Annotated in this window: 15 protein-coding genes; 4 read left to right on the forward strand and 11 right to left on the reverse strand. The window is 44.2% G+C overall.

The window, feature by feature from the left end:
* Window positions 1-24: 24 nt before the first annotated feature.
* The 4 genes from tuf to rpsL form a co-directional block, all read right to left on the reverse strand.
* Window positions 25-1,212 (reverse strand): elongation factor Tu, encoded by a 1,188-nt coding sequence (gene tuf / locus IGI89_RS03715; protein ID WP_005226902.1) that lies wholly within the window; start codon window positions 1,210-1,212, stop codon window positions 25-27.
* A 148-nt stretch (window positions 1,213-1,360) separates the two neighbouring features.
* Window positions 1,361-3,445, reverse strand: coding sequence for an elongation factor G (gene fusA, locus IGI89_RS03720; protein ID WP_005226900.1), 2,085 nt, complete (start codon window positions 3,443-3,445; stop codon window positions 1,361-1,363).
* An 80-nt stretch (window positions 3,446-3,525) separates the two neighbouring features.
* Window positions 3,526-3,996 (reverse strand): 30S ribosomal protein S7, encoded by a 471-nt coding sequence (gene rpsG / locus IGI89_RS03725; protein ID WP_003127957.1) that lies wholly within the window; start codon window positions 3,994-3,996, stop codon window positions 3,526-3,528.
* Window positions 3,997-4,066: 70 nt separating this feature from the next.
* Complete coding sequence (rpsL, locus tag IGI89_RS03730; protein ID WP_003127956.1) at window positions 4,067-4,480, reverse strand: 30S ribosomal protein S12; 414 nt, start codon at window positions 4,478-4,480, stop codon at window positions 4,067-4,069.
* A 304-nt stretch (window positions 4,481-4,784) separates the two neighbouring features.
* Between rpsL and rpiA the strand changes: the two genes are divergently transcribed.
* From rpiA to IGI89_RS03750, 4 genes are all read left to right on the forward strand, one after another.
* The gene (rpiA, locus tag IGI89_RS03735) at window positions 4,785-5,459 is read left to right on the forward strand and encodes a ribose-5-phosphate isomerase RpiA (RefSeq protein WP_438735343.1); all 675 of its coding nucleotides are present in this window, start codon (window positions 4,785-4,787) and stop codon (window positions 5,457-5,459) included.
* Window positions 5,460-5,610: 151 nt separating this feature from the next.
* Window positions 5,611-6,192 carry a recombinase family protein gene (locus IGI89_RS03740; protein WP_005226873.1) on the forward strand — a complete coding sequence of 194 codons (582 nt, stop codon included), beginning with the start codon at window positions 5,611-5,613 and terminating at the stop codon, window positions 6,190-6,192.
* Between the two features lie 194 nt (window positions 6,193-6,386).
* Complete coding sequence (gene gpmA, locus IGI89_RS03745) at window positions 6,387-7,073, forward strand: 2,3-diphosphoglycerate-dependent phosphoglycerate mutase (RefSeq protein WP_005226871.1); 687 nt, start codon at window positions 6,387-6,389, stop codon at window positions 7,071-7,073.
* Window positions 7,074-7,174: 101 nt separating this feature from the next.
* A complete protein-coding gene (locus tag IGI89_RS03750) occupies window positions 7,175-7,822 on the forward strand; it encodes an SGNH/GDSL hydrolase family protein (protein ID WP_438735344.1) in 648 nt (215 codons plus the stop codon).
* 52 nt (window positions 7,823-7,874) lie between these two features.
* Here the strand turns inward: IGI89_RS03750 and IGI89_RS03755 are convergent, their stop codons facing one another.
* The 7 genes from IGI89_RS03755 to IGI89_RS03785 form a co-directional block, all read right to left on the reverse strand.
* Window positions 7,875-9,062, reverse strand: a complete 1,188-nt coding sequence (locus IGI89_RS03755; RefSeq protein WP_420657317.1) for an iron-containing alcohol dehydrogenase — start codon at window positions 9,060-9,062, stop codon at window positions 7,875-7,877.
* A gap of 198 nt (window positions 9,063-9,260) precedes the next feature.
* Window positions 9,261-9,965, reverse strand: a complete 705-nt coding sequence (gene deoD, locus IGI89_RS03760; protein ID WP_005226852.1) for a purine-nucleoside phosphorylase — start codon at window positions 9,963-9,965, stop codon at window positions 9,261-9,263.
* Between the two features lie 25 nt (window positions 9,966-9,990).
* Complete coding sequence (locus tag IGI89_RS03765; protein WP_429970083.1) at window positions 9,991-10,809, reverse strand: purine-nucleoside phosphorylase; 819 nt, start codon at window positions 10,807-10,809, stop codon at window positions 9,991-9,993.
* A 10-nt stretch (window positions 10,810-10,819) separates the two neighbouring features.
* Window positions 10,820-11,986, reverse strand: coding sequence for a phosphopentomutase (deoB, locus tag IGI89_RS03770; RefSeq protein WP_422705469.1), 1,167 nt, complete (start codon window positions 11,984-11,986; stop codon window positions 10,820-10,822).
* Between the two features lie 194 nt (window positions 11,987-12,180).
* Complete coding sequence (locus IGI89_RS03775; RefSeq protein WP_005232556.1) at window positions 12,181-13,134, reverse strand: ABC transporter permease; 954 nt, start codon at window positions 13,132-13,134, stop codon at window positions 12,181-12,183.
* Window positions 13,134-14,285, reverse strand: coding sequence for an ABC transporter permease (locus IGI89_RS03780; protein ID WP_005226844.1), 1,152 nt, complete (start codon window positions 14,283-14,285; stop codon window positions 13,134-13,136). The genes IGI89_RS03775 and IGI89_RS03780 overlap by 1 nt, the downstream gene beginning before the upstream one ends.
* Window positions 14,278-15,819 (reverse strand): ABC transporter ATP-binding protein, encoded by a 1,542-nt coding sequence (locus tag IGI89_RS03785; protein WP_438735842.1) that lies wholly within the window; start codon window positions 15,817-15,819, stop codon window positions 14,278-14,280. Before IGI89_RS03785 ends, IGI89_RS03780 begins: the two co-directional genes overlap by 8 nt.
* Between the last annotated feature and the right edge of the window lie 120 nt (window positions 15,820-15,939).

Below are 15,939 nucleotides of genomic sequence, written 5' to 3' on the forward strand. Positions count from 1 at the left end.
GCTTTTGCTCTTCGATCAATCAAATTAAGCTTGGATTGAAGTTACAACGCCTGAACCAACAGTACGTCCGCCTTCACGAATTGAGAAACGAGTTCCGTCTTCGATAGCGATTGGGTGGATCAATTCAACGTCGATTGTTACGTTATCACCAGGCATAACCATTTCAGTTCCTTCTGGTAATTCAACAACACCAGTTACGTCAGTTGTACGGAAGTAGAACTGAGGACGGTAGTTAGTGAAGAATGGAGTGTGACGTCCACCTTCTTCTTTTGTTAAAACGTAAACTTCAGCTTTAAATTTTGTATGAGGTGTGATTGTACCAGCTTTAGCCAATACTTGTCCACGTTGGATGTCTTCACGAGCAACACCACGTAGCAATGCACCAATGTTATCCCCTGCTTCAGCATAGTCTAACAATTTACGGAACATTTCAACACCAGTTACAGTTGTTTTAGCAGTTTCTTCAGCAATACCAACGATTTCAACTTCGTCACCAACGCGAACTTGTCCACGTTCAACACGGCCTGTAGCAACAGTACCACGTCCAGTGATTGAGAATACGTCTTCGACTGGCATCATGAATGGTTTGTCAGTGTCACGTTCTGGAGTTGGAACGTATTCGTCAACTGCAGCCATTAATTCCATGATTTTTTCTTCGTATGAAGCATCGCCTTCAAGAGCTTTCAAAGCAGAACCAGCGATTACAGGAACATCGTCGCCTGGGAAGTCATATTCTGACAATAAGTCACGAACTTCCATTTCAACTAATTCTAGTAATTCTTCGTCATCAACCATATCCATTTTGTTTAAGAAAACAACGATGTATGGTACACCAACGTTACGTGATAACAAGATGTGTTCACGTGTTTGAGGCATAGGACCATCAGCAGCAGATACTACTAAGATCGCGCCGTCCATTTGAGCAGCACCAGTGATCATGTTTTTAACGTAGTCCGCGTGTCCTGGGCAGTCAACGTGAGCATAGTGACGTGCTTCAGTTTCGTACTCAACGTGAGCAGTTGAGATAGTGATTCCGCGTTCGCGTTCTTCTGGAGCGCCATCGATTTGGTCGTAAGCTGAAGCTTGAGCCAAACCTTTTTTAGATAATACAGTTGTGATAGCAGCTGTAAGTGTAGTTTTACCATGGTCAACGTGTCCGATCGTACCAATGTTTACGTGGGGTTTAGAACGGTCAAATTTTTCTTTTGCCATTTTAAAATGTTCCTCCTAAAAATGCAGTTTATTTTTTATATTTGATAGGTAGGGAGCCGCAGCTCCCCATCCCTTATCATCGATAATATTGTACACGAAACTCAGAAAAAAATATAGCTTTTTACTTAATTTCCTATACTTCCATCAATTATTCAGCTTTGCCGCCGTTTTTCTTGATGATTTCTTCTTGAACAGATTTTGGTACATCTTCATAGTGATCAAATGTCATCATGAACGTACCGCGACCTTGTGTTGATGAACGAAGTGTCGTTGCGTAACCGAACATTTCAGCTAATGGCACGATTGCGTTCACGATTTGTGAGTTACCGTGTGCTTCCATTCCTTCTACGCGTCCACGACGAGCAGTTACGTGACCCATAACATCACCTAAGTAATCTTCTGGTACAGTGATAACTACTTTCATCATTGGTTCAAGAATTACTGGATTTGCTTTCTTCGCTGCAGCACGTAAAGCCATAGAAGCTGCAACACGGAAGGCAGTTTCACTTGAATCGACATCATGGTATGAACCATCATAAAGTTTTGCTTTGATGTCTACTAATGGGTAACCGGCTAAGACACCGTTCGCCATTGAGTCTTCAAGTCCTTTTTCAACTGCTGGGATGTATTCACGAGGAACCACACCACCGACAATCGCGTTTTCGAATTCGAAGCCTTTACCTTCTTCGTTTGGTGTAAATTCGACCCATACGTGACCGTATTGACCTTTACCACCAGACTGACGTACAAATTTACCTTCCGCTTGTGTTGCTGCACGGAATGTTTCACGATAAGAAACTTGAGGCGCACCTACGTTTGCTTCAACTTTAAATTCGCGACGCATACGGTCAACTAAGACGTCCAAGTGAAGTTCTCCCATACCAGCGATAACAGTTTCGCCTGTTTCAGCGTTTGTTTCCACACGGAATGATGGATCTTCTTCAGCAAGTTTTTGTAAAGCAACCCCCATTTTATCTTGGTCAGCTTTTGATTTAGGCTCAACAGCGACTTCGATAACTGGTTCTGGGAATTCGATTGATTCAAGGATTACTGGTGATTTTTCATCACATAGTGTATCCCCAGTTGTTGTGTCTTTCAAACCAACAGCAGCGGCGATATCGCCTGAGTATACTGTTTGGATTTCAGCACGTGTGTTGGCGTGCATTTGTAGGATACGACCGATACGTTCGCGTTTGCCTTTTGAAGCATTCAATACGTATGATCCAGAGTTCAAGATACCTGAATACACACGGAAGAATGTCAAACGACCTACGAATGGGTCAGTCATTACTTTAAATGCTAATGAAGCAAATGGTGCTTCATCGTCAGCCGGACGATCAGTTTCTTCGTCTGTTTTAGGATTGATCCCTTTAATCGCAGGAACATCAAGTGGTGAAGGCAAGTAGTCGATGACTGCATCCAACATCAATTGAACCCCTTTGTTTTTAAAGGCAGATCCACAAAGAACAGGGAAAAAGTCAACAGTCAATGTTGCTTGACGAATACCAGCTTTCAATTCTTCTTCAGTGATTTCTTCACCTTCCAAGAATTTCATCATTAGTTCTTCATCAGTATCAGCAACAGCTTCGATTAATTTTTCGCGCCATTCTTCAGCTAATTCTACATATTCTTCAGGAATTTCAGTCTCTTGGATTTCAGTTCCTAAGTCATTTGTGTAGATTTCAGCTTTCATTTTTACTAAGTCGATAATACCAGTAAAGTCATCTTCCGCACCAATTGGTAATTGGATTGGGTGAGCATTTGCTTGTAAACGATCATGTAAAGTTGATACAGAGTATAAGAAGTCTGCACCAATTTTGTCCATTTTGTTACAGAATACAACACGTGGTACGCGGTAATCTGTCGCTTGACGCCAAACTGTTTCTGTTTGAGGTTCTACACCTGATTGTGAGTCCAACACAGTTACAGCACCATCAAGTACACGCAATGAACGTTGCACTTCGATTGTGAAGTCCACGTGTCCTGGTGTGTCGATGATATTTACGCGGTTTTCTTTCCATTGCGCAGTTGTCGCAGCAGAAGTGATTGTGATCCCACGTTCTTGTTCTTGTTCCATCCAGTCCATTTGAGAAGCACCTTCATGTGTTTCACCAATTTTATGGATTTTACCTGTGTAATAAAGGATACGTTCAGTTGTCGTTGTTTTACCAGCGTCAACGTGGGCCATGATCCCGATATTACGAGTTTTTTCTAGCGAAAATTCTCTTGCCATTCTAGGTTGTTCCCCTCTCATTCTTACTTAACTTAAGCTAAGGTTGTCTCAGTACCTTCCAATAAAAAGCAGTGAGGATCTTACCAACGATAGTGAGCAAATGCGCGGTTGGCTTCCGCCATTTTGTGTGTGTCTTCGCGTTTTTTCACAGAAGCACCAGTGTTGTTTGCTGCATCCATGATTTCTTTTGCAAGACGTTCTTCCATTGTGTGTTCGCCACGCAAACGAGCGTAGTTTACCACCCAACGAAGACCTAGAGTTGTACGACGTTCAGGACGTACTTCTACTGGTACTTGGTAGTTAGAACCACCGACACGGCGAGCTTTAACTTCCAATACAGGCATAATGTTTTTCATTGCTTGTTCGAAAACTTCCAATGGATCATTTCCTGTAGATTCTTTGATAATGCCAAAAGCATTGTAGATAATATTTGCAGCAACACCGCGTTTACCATCAACCATTACACGGTTGATCAAACGAGTTACTAATTTTGAGTTATAAATAGGATCTGGTAAAACATCACGTTTTGCAACAGGACCTTTACGAGGCATCCGTAACTCCTCCTTCCGAGATATCAGTTCTGATTTAAATAAGATTCATTTGATCTGTTTGTCTTAAAGATTAAGCTTTAGGACGTTTTGTACCATATTTAGAACGAGATTGTTTACGATCGTTAACACCGGCAGTATCCAATGCACCACGAACGATATGGTAACGTACCCCTGGTAAGTCTTTTACACGTCCACCACGTAACAAGACCACGCTGTGTTCTTGTAAGTTGTGTCCGATACCTGGAATATAAGCTGTCACTTCAATCAAGTTTGACAAACGAACACGCGCATATTTACGTAGAGCTGAGTTCGGTTTTTTCGGTGTCATAGTTCCCACACGAGTAGCTACCCCACGCTTTTGAGGTGAGTTAACATTCGTTTGAGCTTTCTTGAAACTGTTATATCCTTTGTTCAATGCTGGTGAATTTGATTTTTCAACCTTGGATTTACGAGGTTTACGTACTAATTGATTAATTGTAGGCATCCCTAGTTGTCCTCCTTCCTTGATTCGCTTTATAGTCCCACACATCCAGGTGGTTCTTTTTTTGCGATAAAAAATAATGCATTCTCTGCATTCATATCAACTATGCTTTGATAGACAGTCAGCACGTCTCCAACGAGAGACCTGTAGATAAAGCACCTTTGATAGAATATCATGCTTATTCTTACCTGTCAAGTATCCTCCCAAGCTTTTTTCAAAAGAAATCTGTTACGAAAAAATCCGCAAATTTTGCGCTTCTTCCTATATAATAGAGACAAAGCATTTATTTAAAAAAGGCGGGAAGAAAATGAACCTAAAAGAAATGGTCGGCATTGAAGCGGCTAGTTATGTAAAAGATGGCATGGTCGTTGGCTTGGGCACTGGCTCAACAGCCTACTACATGATTGAAGAACTGGGTCGACGTGTAAAAGAAGAAGGTCTATCGATCACTGGTGTCCCAACTTCTTGGGCATCGAAAAAACAAGCAGAAGGATTAGGTATCCCGATTCGCACCATCGATGAAGTGGACGCTGTGGATCTAACGATCGACGGTGCAGATGAGATCAGCAAGGATTATCATGGCATCAAAGGCGGCGGTGCAGCCCTTTTATTCGAAAAAATCGTGGCGTCTAACTCCAAAAAAGTTTTGTGGATCGTTGATGAATCGAAAATGGTCGAAACACTTGGTGCCTTCGCGTTGCCAGTGGAAGTGATCCCTTATGGCAGCCAACAGCTGTTGCGTCTGTTCGAGAAGAAAAACTACCATCCAAAACTGCGTCTGAATGAAGAAGGCGAACCTTTAAAAACCGATTGCAGCAATTACATCATCGATCTTCATCTAGAAACGATCACCGCTCCTACTGAGTTGGCACAGGAATTAGATGCTACAGTGGGCGTGGTTGAACACGGTCTGTTTTTGGATATGGTTCATACGATCATTGTCGGATTGCCTGAAGGACCGAGTACCAAGCACGTTAGATAAAGGAAACAAAAAAGGAGAAGCAAAAATGCTTCTCTTTTTTTCGTTATTTTTCTTCAATCGACTTAATTTTTATTATTTTTTGTGCAAATTACCCTATCATTTAAGAAATAATTATGATACATTCAATAAAAAGGGAAAGGTAGGAGGGTTTATGAAAATCATAGGCTATGCTCGTTCAACGATCACCGATAACTCAACAAGTGAACAATTAAACAAGCTCGAAGAATTTGGGTGTCATGAATTTTTCCATGAGACATTTAGCGTGGAAGAAAGTGAAGAAAATCATTCATTGGAGTCAGTGGTGGCACAAATGCAGCCCGGCGACACCTTAGTCGTTACGGAACTGCATCGTTTAGGGAAAACGACCAGACAGCTGACCGATCTCACTGATCTATTAAAACAGCGAGAGCTTCATCTGGTTTCACTGGCAGAACAAATCGATACCCGCGGTCCGATGGGACAGGTTTACTTCAATTTAATGGAAGGACTTGCGATCATGGAACGCTCACTCATCAAAGAGCGCACGCTGGTCGGCTTAAATAAAGCCCGCAAAAAAGGCAAAATTGGCGGTCGTCCAAAAATCGATCCAAAAACGATTAAAAAAATCCGTCAATTGTACTACGAAAAAAAAGAAACGATTCAATATATTTCTGAAAAATGCGGTGTTTCTGTAGGTACATGCTATAAATACATAAAATTATCCGAAGAAGAATGGAACAAGTTACGTTCATAGTTGTCGACTCCCCCTAGAACAGCATGAAACAAAAGCGGTCCTCTTTTTAATGATCCCCTTTTGTTTTTCCTTAAGAATGGCGTTTTCCCCCAGCTTTTCCTCCAAAACCATGGAAATTCTTTGAGAAAGAGTGTACAATAAATACGGAATTGAAAATTTCAGAAAAATATCGAATATCTAAAGGAGAGTTTTACATGCCAAAATTAGTATTTTCTCGTCATGGACTAAGCGAATGGAACAAATTAAACCAGTTTACCGGTTGGGCTGATGTTGATCTAGCGCCAGAAGGTGTCGAAGAAGCAATCGAAGGCGGACGTAAAATCAAAGAAGCAGGCATCGAATTTGACGTTGCTTACACATCTGTTTTAACTCGTGCCATCAAAACTTGTAATTACATTTTAGAATATTCTGATCAACTTTGGGTACCAACGATCAAATCATGGCGCTTAAACGAACGTCATTACGGTAAATTACAAGGTTTAAATAAAAAAGAAACTGCTGAAAAATACGGTGACGAACAAGTACACATCTGGCGTCGTTCTTACGATGTTTTACCTCCATTGATGGAAGCTTCAGATGAAGGTTCTGCTGCAAACGACCGTCGTTATGCAATGCTTGACCCTCGCGACGTACCTGGTGGAGAAAACTTAAAAGTTACTTTAGAACGTGCATTGCCTTTCTGGCAAGATGAAATCGCCCCAGCATTAAAAGACGACAAAACTGTCTTAGTTGCGGCTCACGGAAACTCTCTACGTGCATTAGCAAAACATATCGAAGGTATTTCTGACGAAGATATCATGGATCTTGAGATCCCAACTGGTCAACCACTTGTTTATGAATTGAACGATGATTTGACTGTTGCGAAAAAATACTACTTATAAGCCTCGCTTATCGCTGCCCTTTTTAACCAAAGGGCAGTTTTTTTATTGGCATTTTCTCCCCCCTCTTTTATAATTGAGGGCATACTCGAAAGGAGCTTATTATGAAACTAGTCAAAAATGATACCGTTTTATTTTTAGGTGACAGCATCACAGATTGCGATCGTGATCGCCAAGCCCCCCACGATTTAGGACATGGGTTTGCCCGTCTCGTTGCCGATCAGCTGGCAGAGAAATTCCCCACTGCGGGCTTTACCTTTTATAACCGCGGGATCGGCGGCAATAAAGCTGCCGATGTCTTAGCCCGTCTCCAAGAAGATTGCCTCCAATTAGCGCCTGACGCCTTGGTCTTTATGATTGGGATCAACGACACGTGGCACAATGCCGGTGGTCCCGATTTTGGTTCAGAAGCTGCGGCAACGTCCTTTGAGGCAACCTACCGTCAAATTCTGGAACAAGTGACCCAACAGGGGATCACGCGTATTTTCTTGCTGGAACCTTTTGTATTGCCATATCCTGAAGATCGCCAAACCTGGCGGATCGATCTTGATCCGAAAATCCAAATCGTTCGTCGCTTAGCTGCCGCCTTTCATTGTCAACTGCTGCCGCTGGATGGCTTGTTTGCCGAAGCATCCGTCGCTAGCTCCCCACAGGCACTGACAGGCGATGACGGTGTGCACCCCACTCCTGCAGGACACGCCTTGATTGCGAATCAGCTAATGGCCCGTTTGGCTTTTTCTTCTGAAGGGTAAATAAACAGACCGCTCCGCGACAACCAAGTCGCAGGAACGGTCTTTTTAATGATTAAAGATAGGTTGAAGGAGTCAAGGAATCTTGGTAGATTGCGATCACGTCTTCTTCTTGTAGCGGTACATACGCATTTGTTGCAATAGAGCTGAATTGAACTGCTTGAGCCGCCATTTCAGCAAAATGAGTGTCATCGGCGATCCCCACTTCTGGCAAAGTCATCGGAATATCGCAAGAAGCAAAAAAGTCATACAGTTTTTGAATCCCCATTCGGGCAGCTAATTCTGGCACTGCTTCTTGGACACCAAAGACTTCTCTGGCAAAACGCGCAAATTTCGGCGCCGTTTCTTCATTCAATACATGAAGCATCCAGCGTGGGGTCAGGATCGCTAAGCCTACGCCATGGGTAATGTCATAAAACGCACTCAACTCATGCTCCATCGCATGACAAGACCATGCACCACCCTTGCCGCTTCCAGTCAAACCATTTAAGGCTAAGGTGCTCGCCCACATCAAATTCGCCCGTGCGTCATAGTCCGAGGGATCCTTTAATGCGATGGGCAGATTTTTAATGACTGCTTTTAGCAATCCTTCTGCTACACCGTCTTGGACATCTGTTCCTTCTGTTTTACTGAAATAATTTTCAATCAGATGGCTCATGATATCCGCTGAACCGGCAGCCGTTTGATAACGACTGACACTAAAGGTCGTTGTTGGATCTAAAAAGGATACTTTCGGTAAAAATTCGGGTCCGTGAACGCCAAGTTTTTGTTTCGTTTCTAGATTAGAGATCACTGCGCCGCGATTCATTTCACTGCCGGTAGCCGCAAGGGTCAAGATCGTTACTAATGGAATCGCTGGTCCTTGATAGCTTCTGGAAAGTACTAAGTCCCAAGGCTCTTGCTCACTGCAAGCCGCCCCAGCAATCACTTTGCTGCAATCAATGACAGAACCGCCGCCAACAGCTAAAATGACGTCGATCTTTTCTGAACGACAAAGAGCGGCTCCTTGACGAACGGTTTCGATTCGTGGATTTGGATCGACACCAGTCAATTCAGTGACTTGATTGCCGTTGGCAGTCAATTGCGCCATGACTGCATCGTACAAGCCGTTTTTCTTGATACTGCCGCCACCATAGACTAGCAAGACGTTTTTTCCAAATGTATTCAGTACTTCTGGCAATTCGTTCAGACGGTCTTTCCCAAAACGAATGTCCGTCGTTACATGAAACGTAAAATTATTCATTGTCTCGTCTCCTTTTTACACCTTTTCTTTTCATTAAACCATTTTCTGGCAAAAGTGCAACGCTTCTTCGTGGCTTTTTGCCAACAAAAAAAGATAACACATTCTCGGTTGCATGCAAACCAATACGATTTGGCTGCTTGCTCTATCAAAAGCAAGCAGCCCTCGCATCGTTCATGCACCGATCCTGTGGTATCTTTTTTACGCAATCGCTGTTTCTAAGCCAACTTTGATCATGTCGTTAAACGTCGTTTGTCTTTCTTCTGGCGTTGTTTCTTCTCCAGTGATGATGTGGTCGCTGACGGTACAGATCGCTAAGGTTTGAACGTGGAATTTCGCCCCTAAATAGTATAAGGCTGCGGCTTCCATCTCAACACCCATCACCCCAAGGTCTGCCAACTGTAACGTTTCCGTCATGTCATCTTTGTAGAAGGTATCTTCAGATAAGATGTTGCCGACGTGGGTCGTAAATCCTGATTCAATCGCTGTATCATAGGCTTTACGCAGCAGTGCAAAGTCAGCGATTGGTGGGAAATGGAAACTTTGGAAGTTTTTTGCCACCATCGAGGAACTTGTTGCTGCCGCTTGGGCAATCACAAGATCACGCACATGGACATCTTTTGAGATGGCACCACACGTACCGACCCGAATCAATTTCTTCACGCCGTAAGAGTTGATCAATTCATGGGCATAGATGCTCGCTGAAGGCATGCCCATGCCGGTTCCTTGGACAGAGACCCGCTCGCCCTTATAAACGCCTGTATAGCCCAACATTCCCCGAACATTGTTGTAACAGATCGGGTCTTCTAAAAATGTTTCAGCAATATATTTCGCCCGCAGTGGATCACCTGGTAACAAGATTTTGTCTGCGATCTCGCCTGCTTTTGCTTCGATATGAACGCTCATTCGTTTTTCTCCTTTGGTCTGCTTTTTATAGTACTGTTAACGTTTCTTTGATCAACGCTTTAAATTCTGCCTTGACCCGTTCCGTCGTTTCCACGACTTCTTCGTGATTCAAGCTCGCTTGCATACCAGCAGCCAAGTTTGTGATGCAAGAAACACCTAAGACTTTCAAGCCACTGTGAACAGCAACGATCACTTCTGGGACAGTCGACATACCGACAGCATCGGCACCGATCGTCCGAGCAAAGCGGATCTCTGCTGGCGTTTCATACGTAGGACCTGAGAAGCCCATATAGACGCCTTCTTTTAAGTGCAATCCTTTTGATGCGCCAACTTTTTGTGCCGCTTCCCGATAAGGCAAATGGTAAGCTTGGCTCATATCTGGGAAACGTGGACCCATTTCTTCTTCGTTTTCACCAATCAGTGGGTTGTCCCCCATAAAGTTGATTTGATCGGTGATCAACATCAAGTCTCCAGGCTGGAAGCTTTCGTTCACACCGCCACAGGCATTGGTCACGACTAAGGAATGAGCTTTCAATGCCGCCATCACACGGACGGGGTAAGTGACCGTCTGCATCGAATGGCCTTCATAATAATGGAATCGTCCTTGCATCGCTAAGACTTTTTTCCCAGCTAATGTTCCATAGACCAATTGTCCGGCATGACCGACCACTGTCGAAACAGGAAAATGCGGGATATCGTTATAAGGCAACACGATTGGGTTTTCGATCTCATCGGCTAGTTCCCCTAAGCCAGATCCTAAAATCAACCCAAATTCCACTTCACCGACGCCGCTTCCTTTGATAAATGCCGTTGTTTCTTGTAATTTCTCATGTAACGTTGTCATTTCATCACCTCTAATTTAAATGTTTTAAAAAGCTTGTTCCGTTTTCTGTAGCTGAAACACCAAAGTTTTCAGCGATCGTTGCGGAAATATCCGCATAGTAGCCTTGTGGCAATTGGCCTTGGCCTTGAAATTTCTTGCTGTACGCTAGTAATGGCACATATTCTCTCGTGTGATCCGTTCCCGTAAAGGTTGGGTCATTGCCGTGGTCAGCTGTGATCAACAGCAGATCCTCGTCTCCCATTGCTTCTAAGAGTTCTGGAATACGCAAATCAAAATCTTCAATGGCGTGGGCATACCCTACGACATCGCGACGGTGACCATAAAGCGCATCGAAGTCGACTAAGTTCGTAAAGCTTAGACCCGTAAAGTCTTGTTTCATCGCCTTCAATAATTGATCCACACCGTCCATATTGCTCTTCGTCCGTACAGAATCGGTGATTCCTTGCCCGTTGAAGATATCATTGATTTTCCCAACGGCGATCACGTCTTTTCCAGCTTCTTTCAATGAATCTAACACTGTATGGCCAAATGGATCGAGTGCGTAGTCATGACGATTGCTCGTACGAGTAAAGTTTCCAGGCTCACCGACATAAGGACGCGCGATGATGCGGCCGATCATATACGGCTCATCTTTCGTGATATCCCGAACGTACTGACAAATACGATACAATTCTTCTAATGGAATGATTTCCTCATGAGCGGCGATCTGCAACACTGGGTCAGCCGAAGTGTAAACGATCAGATCCCCGGTCTTCATTTGATGTTCGCCAAAGTCATCAATGACTGCTGTCCCAGAATACGGCGCATTGCAGACGATTTTGCGTCCAGAGAACGCTTCGATCTGTTGCAATAATTCATCGGGAAACCCATCTGGAAATACGCGGAAAGGCTTTTGGATATTCAAGCCCATGATCTCCCAGTGACCCGTCATCGTATCTTTCCCAACAGAAACTTCTTCCAATTTGGTTGCATACCCATCATGGTCAGCTACCGCCTTTACGCCTTCTAAAGGACGAATCGTACCTAGGCCTAATTGTTCCAAGTGAGGGATCGTTAAGCCTGCTTCTTTTGCAATATGGCCTAATGTATCTGAACCGACATCACCAAAAGCTGCCGCATCAGGTGCTTCACCAATTCCGACTGAATCCATCACGATCAAGTGTACACGTTTAAACATTCTATTCCCTACTTTCTTTATTTTATGCTTTTACAAGCGGATCTACTACCTCTATCATACTAAACTTAAGCAAAAATTGCGCTGGGTTGCTTTGGAAATTTCCTGACGCTTTCCTTTCACCCAGAGGATAGAAAAAGGGCAGGACACAGCAACACATTCATGTCCCATAGCCCCACCCTTTCATACTGAAAAAATTATTTAGATTTAATGTAGTTCTTCCCGTTAGCTTTCGGACCAGCAGCTTTTCCAAGGAAAAGAACGAGCACGATGATCGTCAAGGCATAAGGCGCAGCTTGTAAGTAAACTGCTGGAATGGAAGAGATGATTGGCAGCTGGCCACCTACGATACTGATGTTTTGCGCGAAACCGAAGAAAATCGCTGCTCCCATCGCACCAAGTGGATTCCATTTACCAAAGATCATCGCAGCCATCGAGATAAACCCTTGACCGGCGATCGTTGTCACAGCAAAGCGACCCGCGATCGATTGAGCAAACAAGGCACCGCCCATCCCACCAAGGAATCCAGAGATCAAGACGCCTGAGTAACGCATCACGTAAACATTGATCCCTAAGGTATCAGCTGCTTGAGGATGCTCACCGACAGAACGAAGACGCAACCCAAAGCGTGTTTTGAAAATCACGAACCACGCGATCACTGAGATCAAAATAGCGAAGTACGCCGGTAAGAACGTTTGATTAAAGAAAATCGGGCCAATGATAGGAATATCTTTAAGAATCGGGAAATTGAAATACCCCAATGTCCGTTGGATGTTATCGGTTTGCCCTTTGTTGTAGATCGCTTTAACTAAGAACACGGCCAAAGCTGGTGCCATCAAGTTCATCACCGTACCACTGATGATGTGGTCTGCACGGAAGTTGATGGTTGCCACCGCATGCAGCAAGGAGAAAACCACACCGACAAGTCCGCCGACGAGCATCCCTAACCACGGTGTCCACGCACCAAATTGTGACGCAAATTCAATATTGAAAACAATCGAGCTAAAAGCACCCATAACCATGATTCCTTCAAGACCCACGTTAACGATCCCGCTTCGCTCTGAGAACACGCCACCTAGCGCCGTCAAAATCAGAGGAGACGCATAAATCAATGTTTGAGTGACGATCGAAGAAATTAAACTAATATCCATTAGATGGTTCCTCCTTCCTGATCTTGATCGTTTGGTTGGGCTTCAATCTCCTGTACGACCAGCGCTTCTTTTTTGCCGTCAAAGATTTTTGCCAACAAGAAACGAATCACAAAACTGATCGCTACGAAGAAAATAATAATTGCGATATTAACATCAACTAATTCAGATGGAATACCTGCAAACTGCATGCCTTGTCCACCTAATTTCAAAATACTGAACAAGAGGGCTGAAAGCAAGATTCCGATCGATGAGCCGCTTCCTAACAAGGATACAGCCATACCGTCAAACCCGATGCTTAATGATGACCCTTGAACGAAGAAGTTTTCAAACGTTCCTAGTCCTTGAACGACTCCACCTAATCCGGCAAGTGTTCCAGAGATGATCATGGAGATAATGATCGTCCGTTTGCTACTCATCCCCGCATATTCAGAAGCGCTTGGGTTCAAGCCCACCGCGCGGATCTCATAACCAAGAGTGGTTTTTTTCATCAAGAACCAAACCAAAACTAAGAAGATCAAGGCTAAGAAGATCCCCAAGTTCAAGCGAGAGTTGCTCGTGATGCTTGCTAGAAACGGGGTCTGCATGGAGGCATTTTCCCCCACCATTTTCGTGACCCCTTTTGTCGTGATCATGGATTCGCTCATCACATTATTGACTAAATGGTTCCCCGTATAAAGCAAGATATAGTTCATCATGATCGTCACGATGACTTCACTCGTACCAAAGAATGCCCGTAGGAACCCAGGAATCGCAGCTGCGATCGCCCCGCATAAAGCCCCTACGATCACGGCTAATGGCAAGACCACCAACCGAGGCGCATCCGGCATCGCTAGTGCGACCCAGATACTGGCAACCCAACCTGCTAGCGCTTGACCAGAAAGACCGATATTGAAGAATCCCGCTGAGTTTGCAACGGCAAATCCAAGAGCGGTAAAGATCAATGGTCCTGCTGTAACAAAAATCTCACCAATGTTGCGGGCATTTAACCCACCTGTTTGTCCGTTGATAAAAACGGTCCGGAACATTTGTGTATACCCTGTGATCGGGCTGTAGCCGAAGGCCGCCATGATGATTCCGCCAAGGACGAATCCCAACAAGACAGCGATGATCGGCACTAATATATTGCGGATCTTTTCTTTGCGGTTATTCAACCGAACCACCTACTTCCTCCATTTGCAGCTCTCGTCTTGCTTCCTCCAAGGAGTACCCTGCCATCAACAAACCAAGCTCTTTCTCTGATGTTTCTTTCGGATCAACGACCCCAACGATCTCACCAGCATGAATAACAGCAATGAGGTCTGATACATTCAAAATTTCATCTAATTCAAAGCTGACTAATAAAACAGCTTTGAACTTATCCCGTTGTTCAATCAAGCGTTTGTGGATAAATTCGATTGCTCCGACATCCAACCCACGGGTCGGATTGGCAACGATCAATAGATCAGGATCGCGGCTGATTTCTCGTGCGATAATCGCTTTTTGTTGATTCCCGCCGGACAATGCCCGTGCCGGTACGATCTCATTGACTGTTCGTACGTCAAATTCTTGAATCAAGTCACGAGCAAACTCGTTGATCTCTCCATAGTCCAAGACACCTGCATTACTCAAAGGTTTTTTGTAGTAGGTTTGTAAGGCGATGTTTTCTGATAACATCATATCCAAGACAAGCCCGTATTTATGGCGGTCTTCTGGCACATGACCAACGCCGGCTTCGGTGACTTTCCGAGGCTTGAAGTTGGTGATGTCATCGCCATTCAGCAAGACCTTGCCACTTTCGACTTTCCGTAAACCAGTGATGGCTTGTAACAGCTCTGATTGCCCATTGCCATCGATACCAGCAATCCCCAATACTTCACCTGCACGTACTTCTAAGCTTAAGTTTTTGACTGCTTCTAAGCCGCGGTTTTCTTTTACGACTAAGTTTTCAACAGAAAGCACGACTTCTTTTGGTGACGCCTCTTTCTTCGGTGTCTTGAAGGACACAGAACGACCAACCATCATATCGGCCAACTGTTGGGAGCTGACGTCTTTGACATTGACAGTGCCGATCCCTTGCCCCCGACGGATAACTGTACAGCGGTCTGCCACCGCTTTGATCTCATCCAGTTTGTGGGTGATCAAGATGATCGATTTCCCTTCACGCACCAATCCGCGCATGATCTCGATCAGCTCTTCGATTTCTTGCGGTGTCAAAACTGCCGTTGGTTCATCAAAAATCAGTACATCTGCGCCGCGGTAAAGAGTTTTCAAGATCTCTACCCGTTGTTCCATCCCGACAGAGATGTCACGCACATAAGCATCTGGATCAACCGATAAACCATATTGTTCAGAAACTTTTTTGATTTCTTTGCGGGCTTTCTTGCGATCTAACACACCGAGATGATGGGGTTCGCTTCCCAAAATGATATTTTCTGTTACAGTAAAGGCGTCTACCAGCATGAAATGCTGATGCACCATACCGATCCCCAATTTGTTTGCTGCGGTCGGACTCGTGATATTCACTTTTTCACCATTCATCCAGATTTCACCAGATGTTGGTTCCAATAATCCTGACAACATATTCATCAAGGTCGACTTGCCCGCTCCATTTTCACCAAGCAATGCGTGGATTTCTCCTGGCCTTACTTGCAAGTTGACATCGTCATTGGCTTTGAACGTTCCAAACTCTTTGGTGATATGACGCATTTCTACAACATATTTTTCCTCAGCCAAATTACTCACATCCTTACTTTCTAATTCGCTTATACAAACCATTCGTCATGTCAAAAAAATAATTGCTATTGCTTAGGATGATTACTATCCTCA

Origin of the sequence: Enterococcus sp. AZ141 (assembly GCF_051714385.1) — a bacterium.
In the GTDB taxonomy this organism is placed as follows: Bacteria; Bacillota; Bacilli; order Lactobacillales; family Enterococcaceae; genus Enterococcus_D; species Enterococcus_D entomosocium.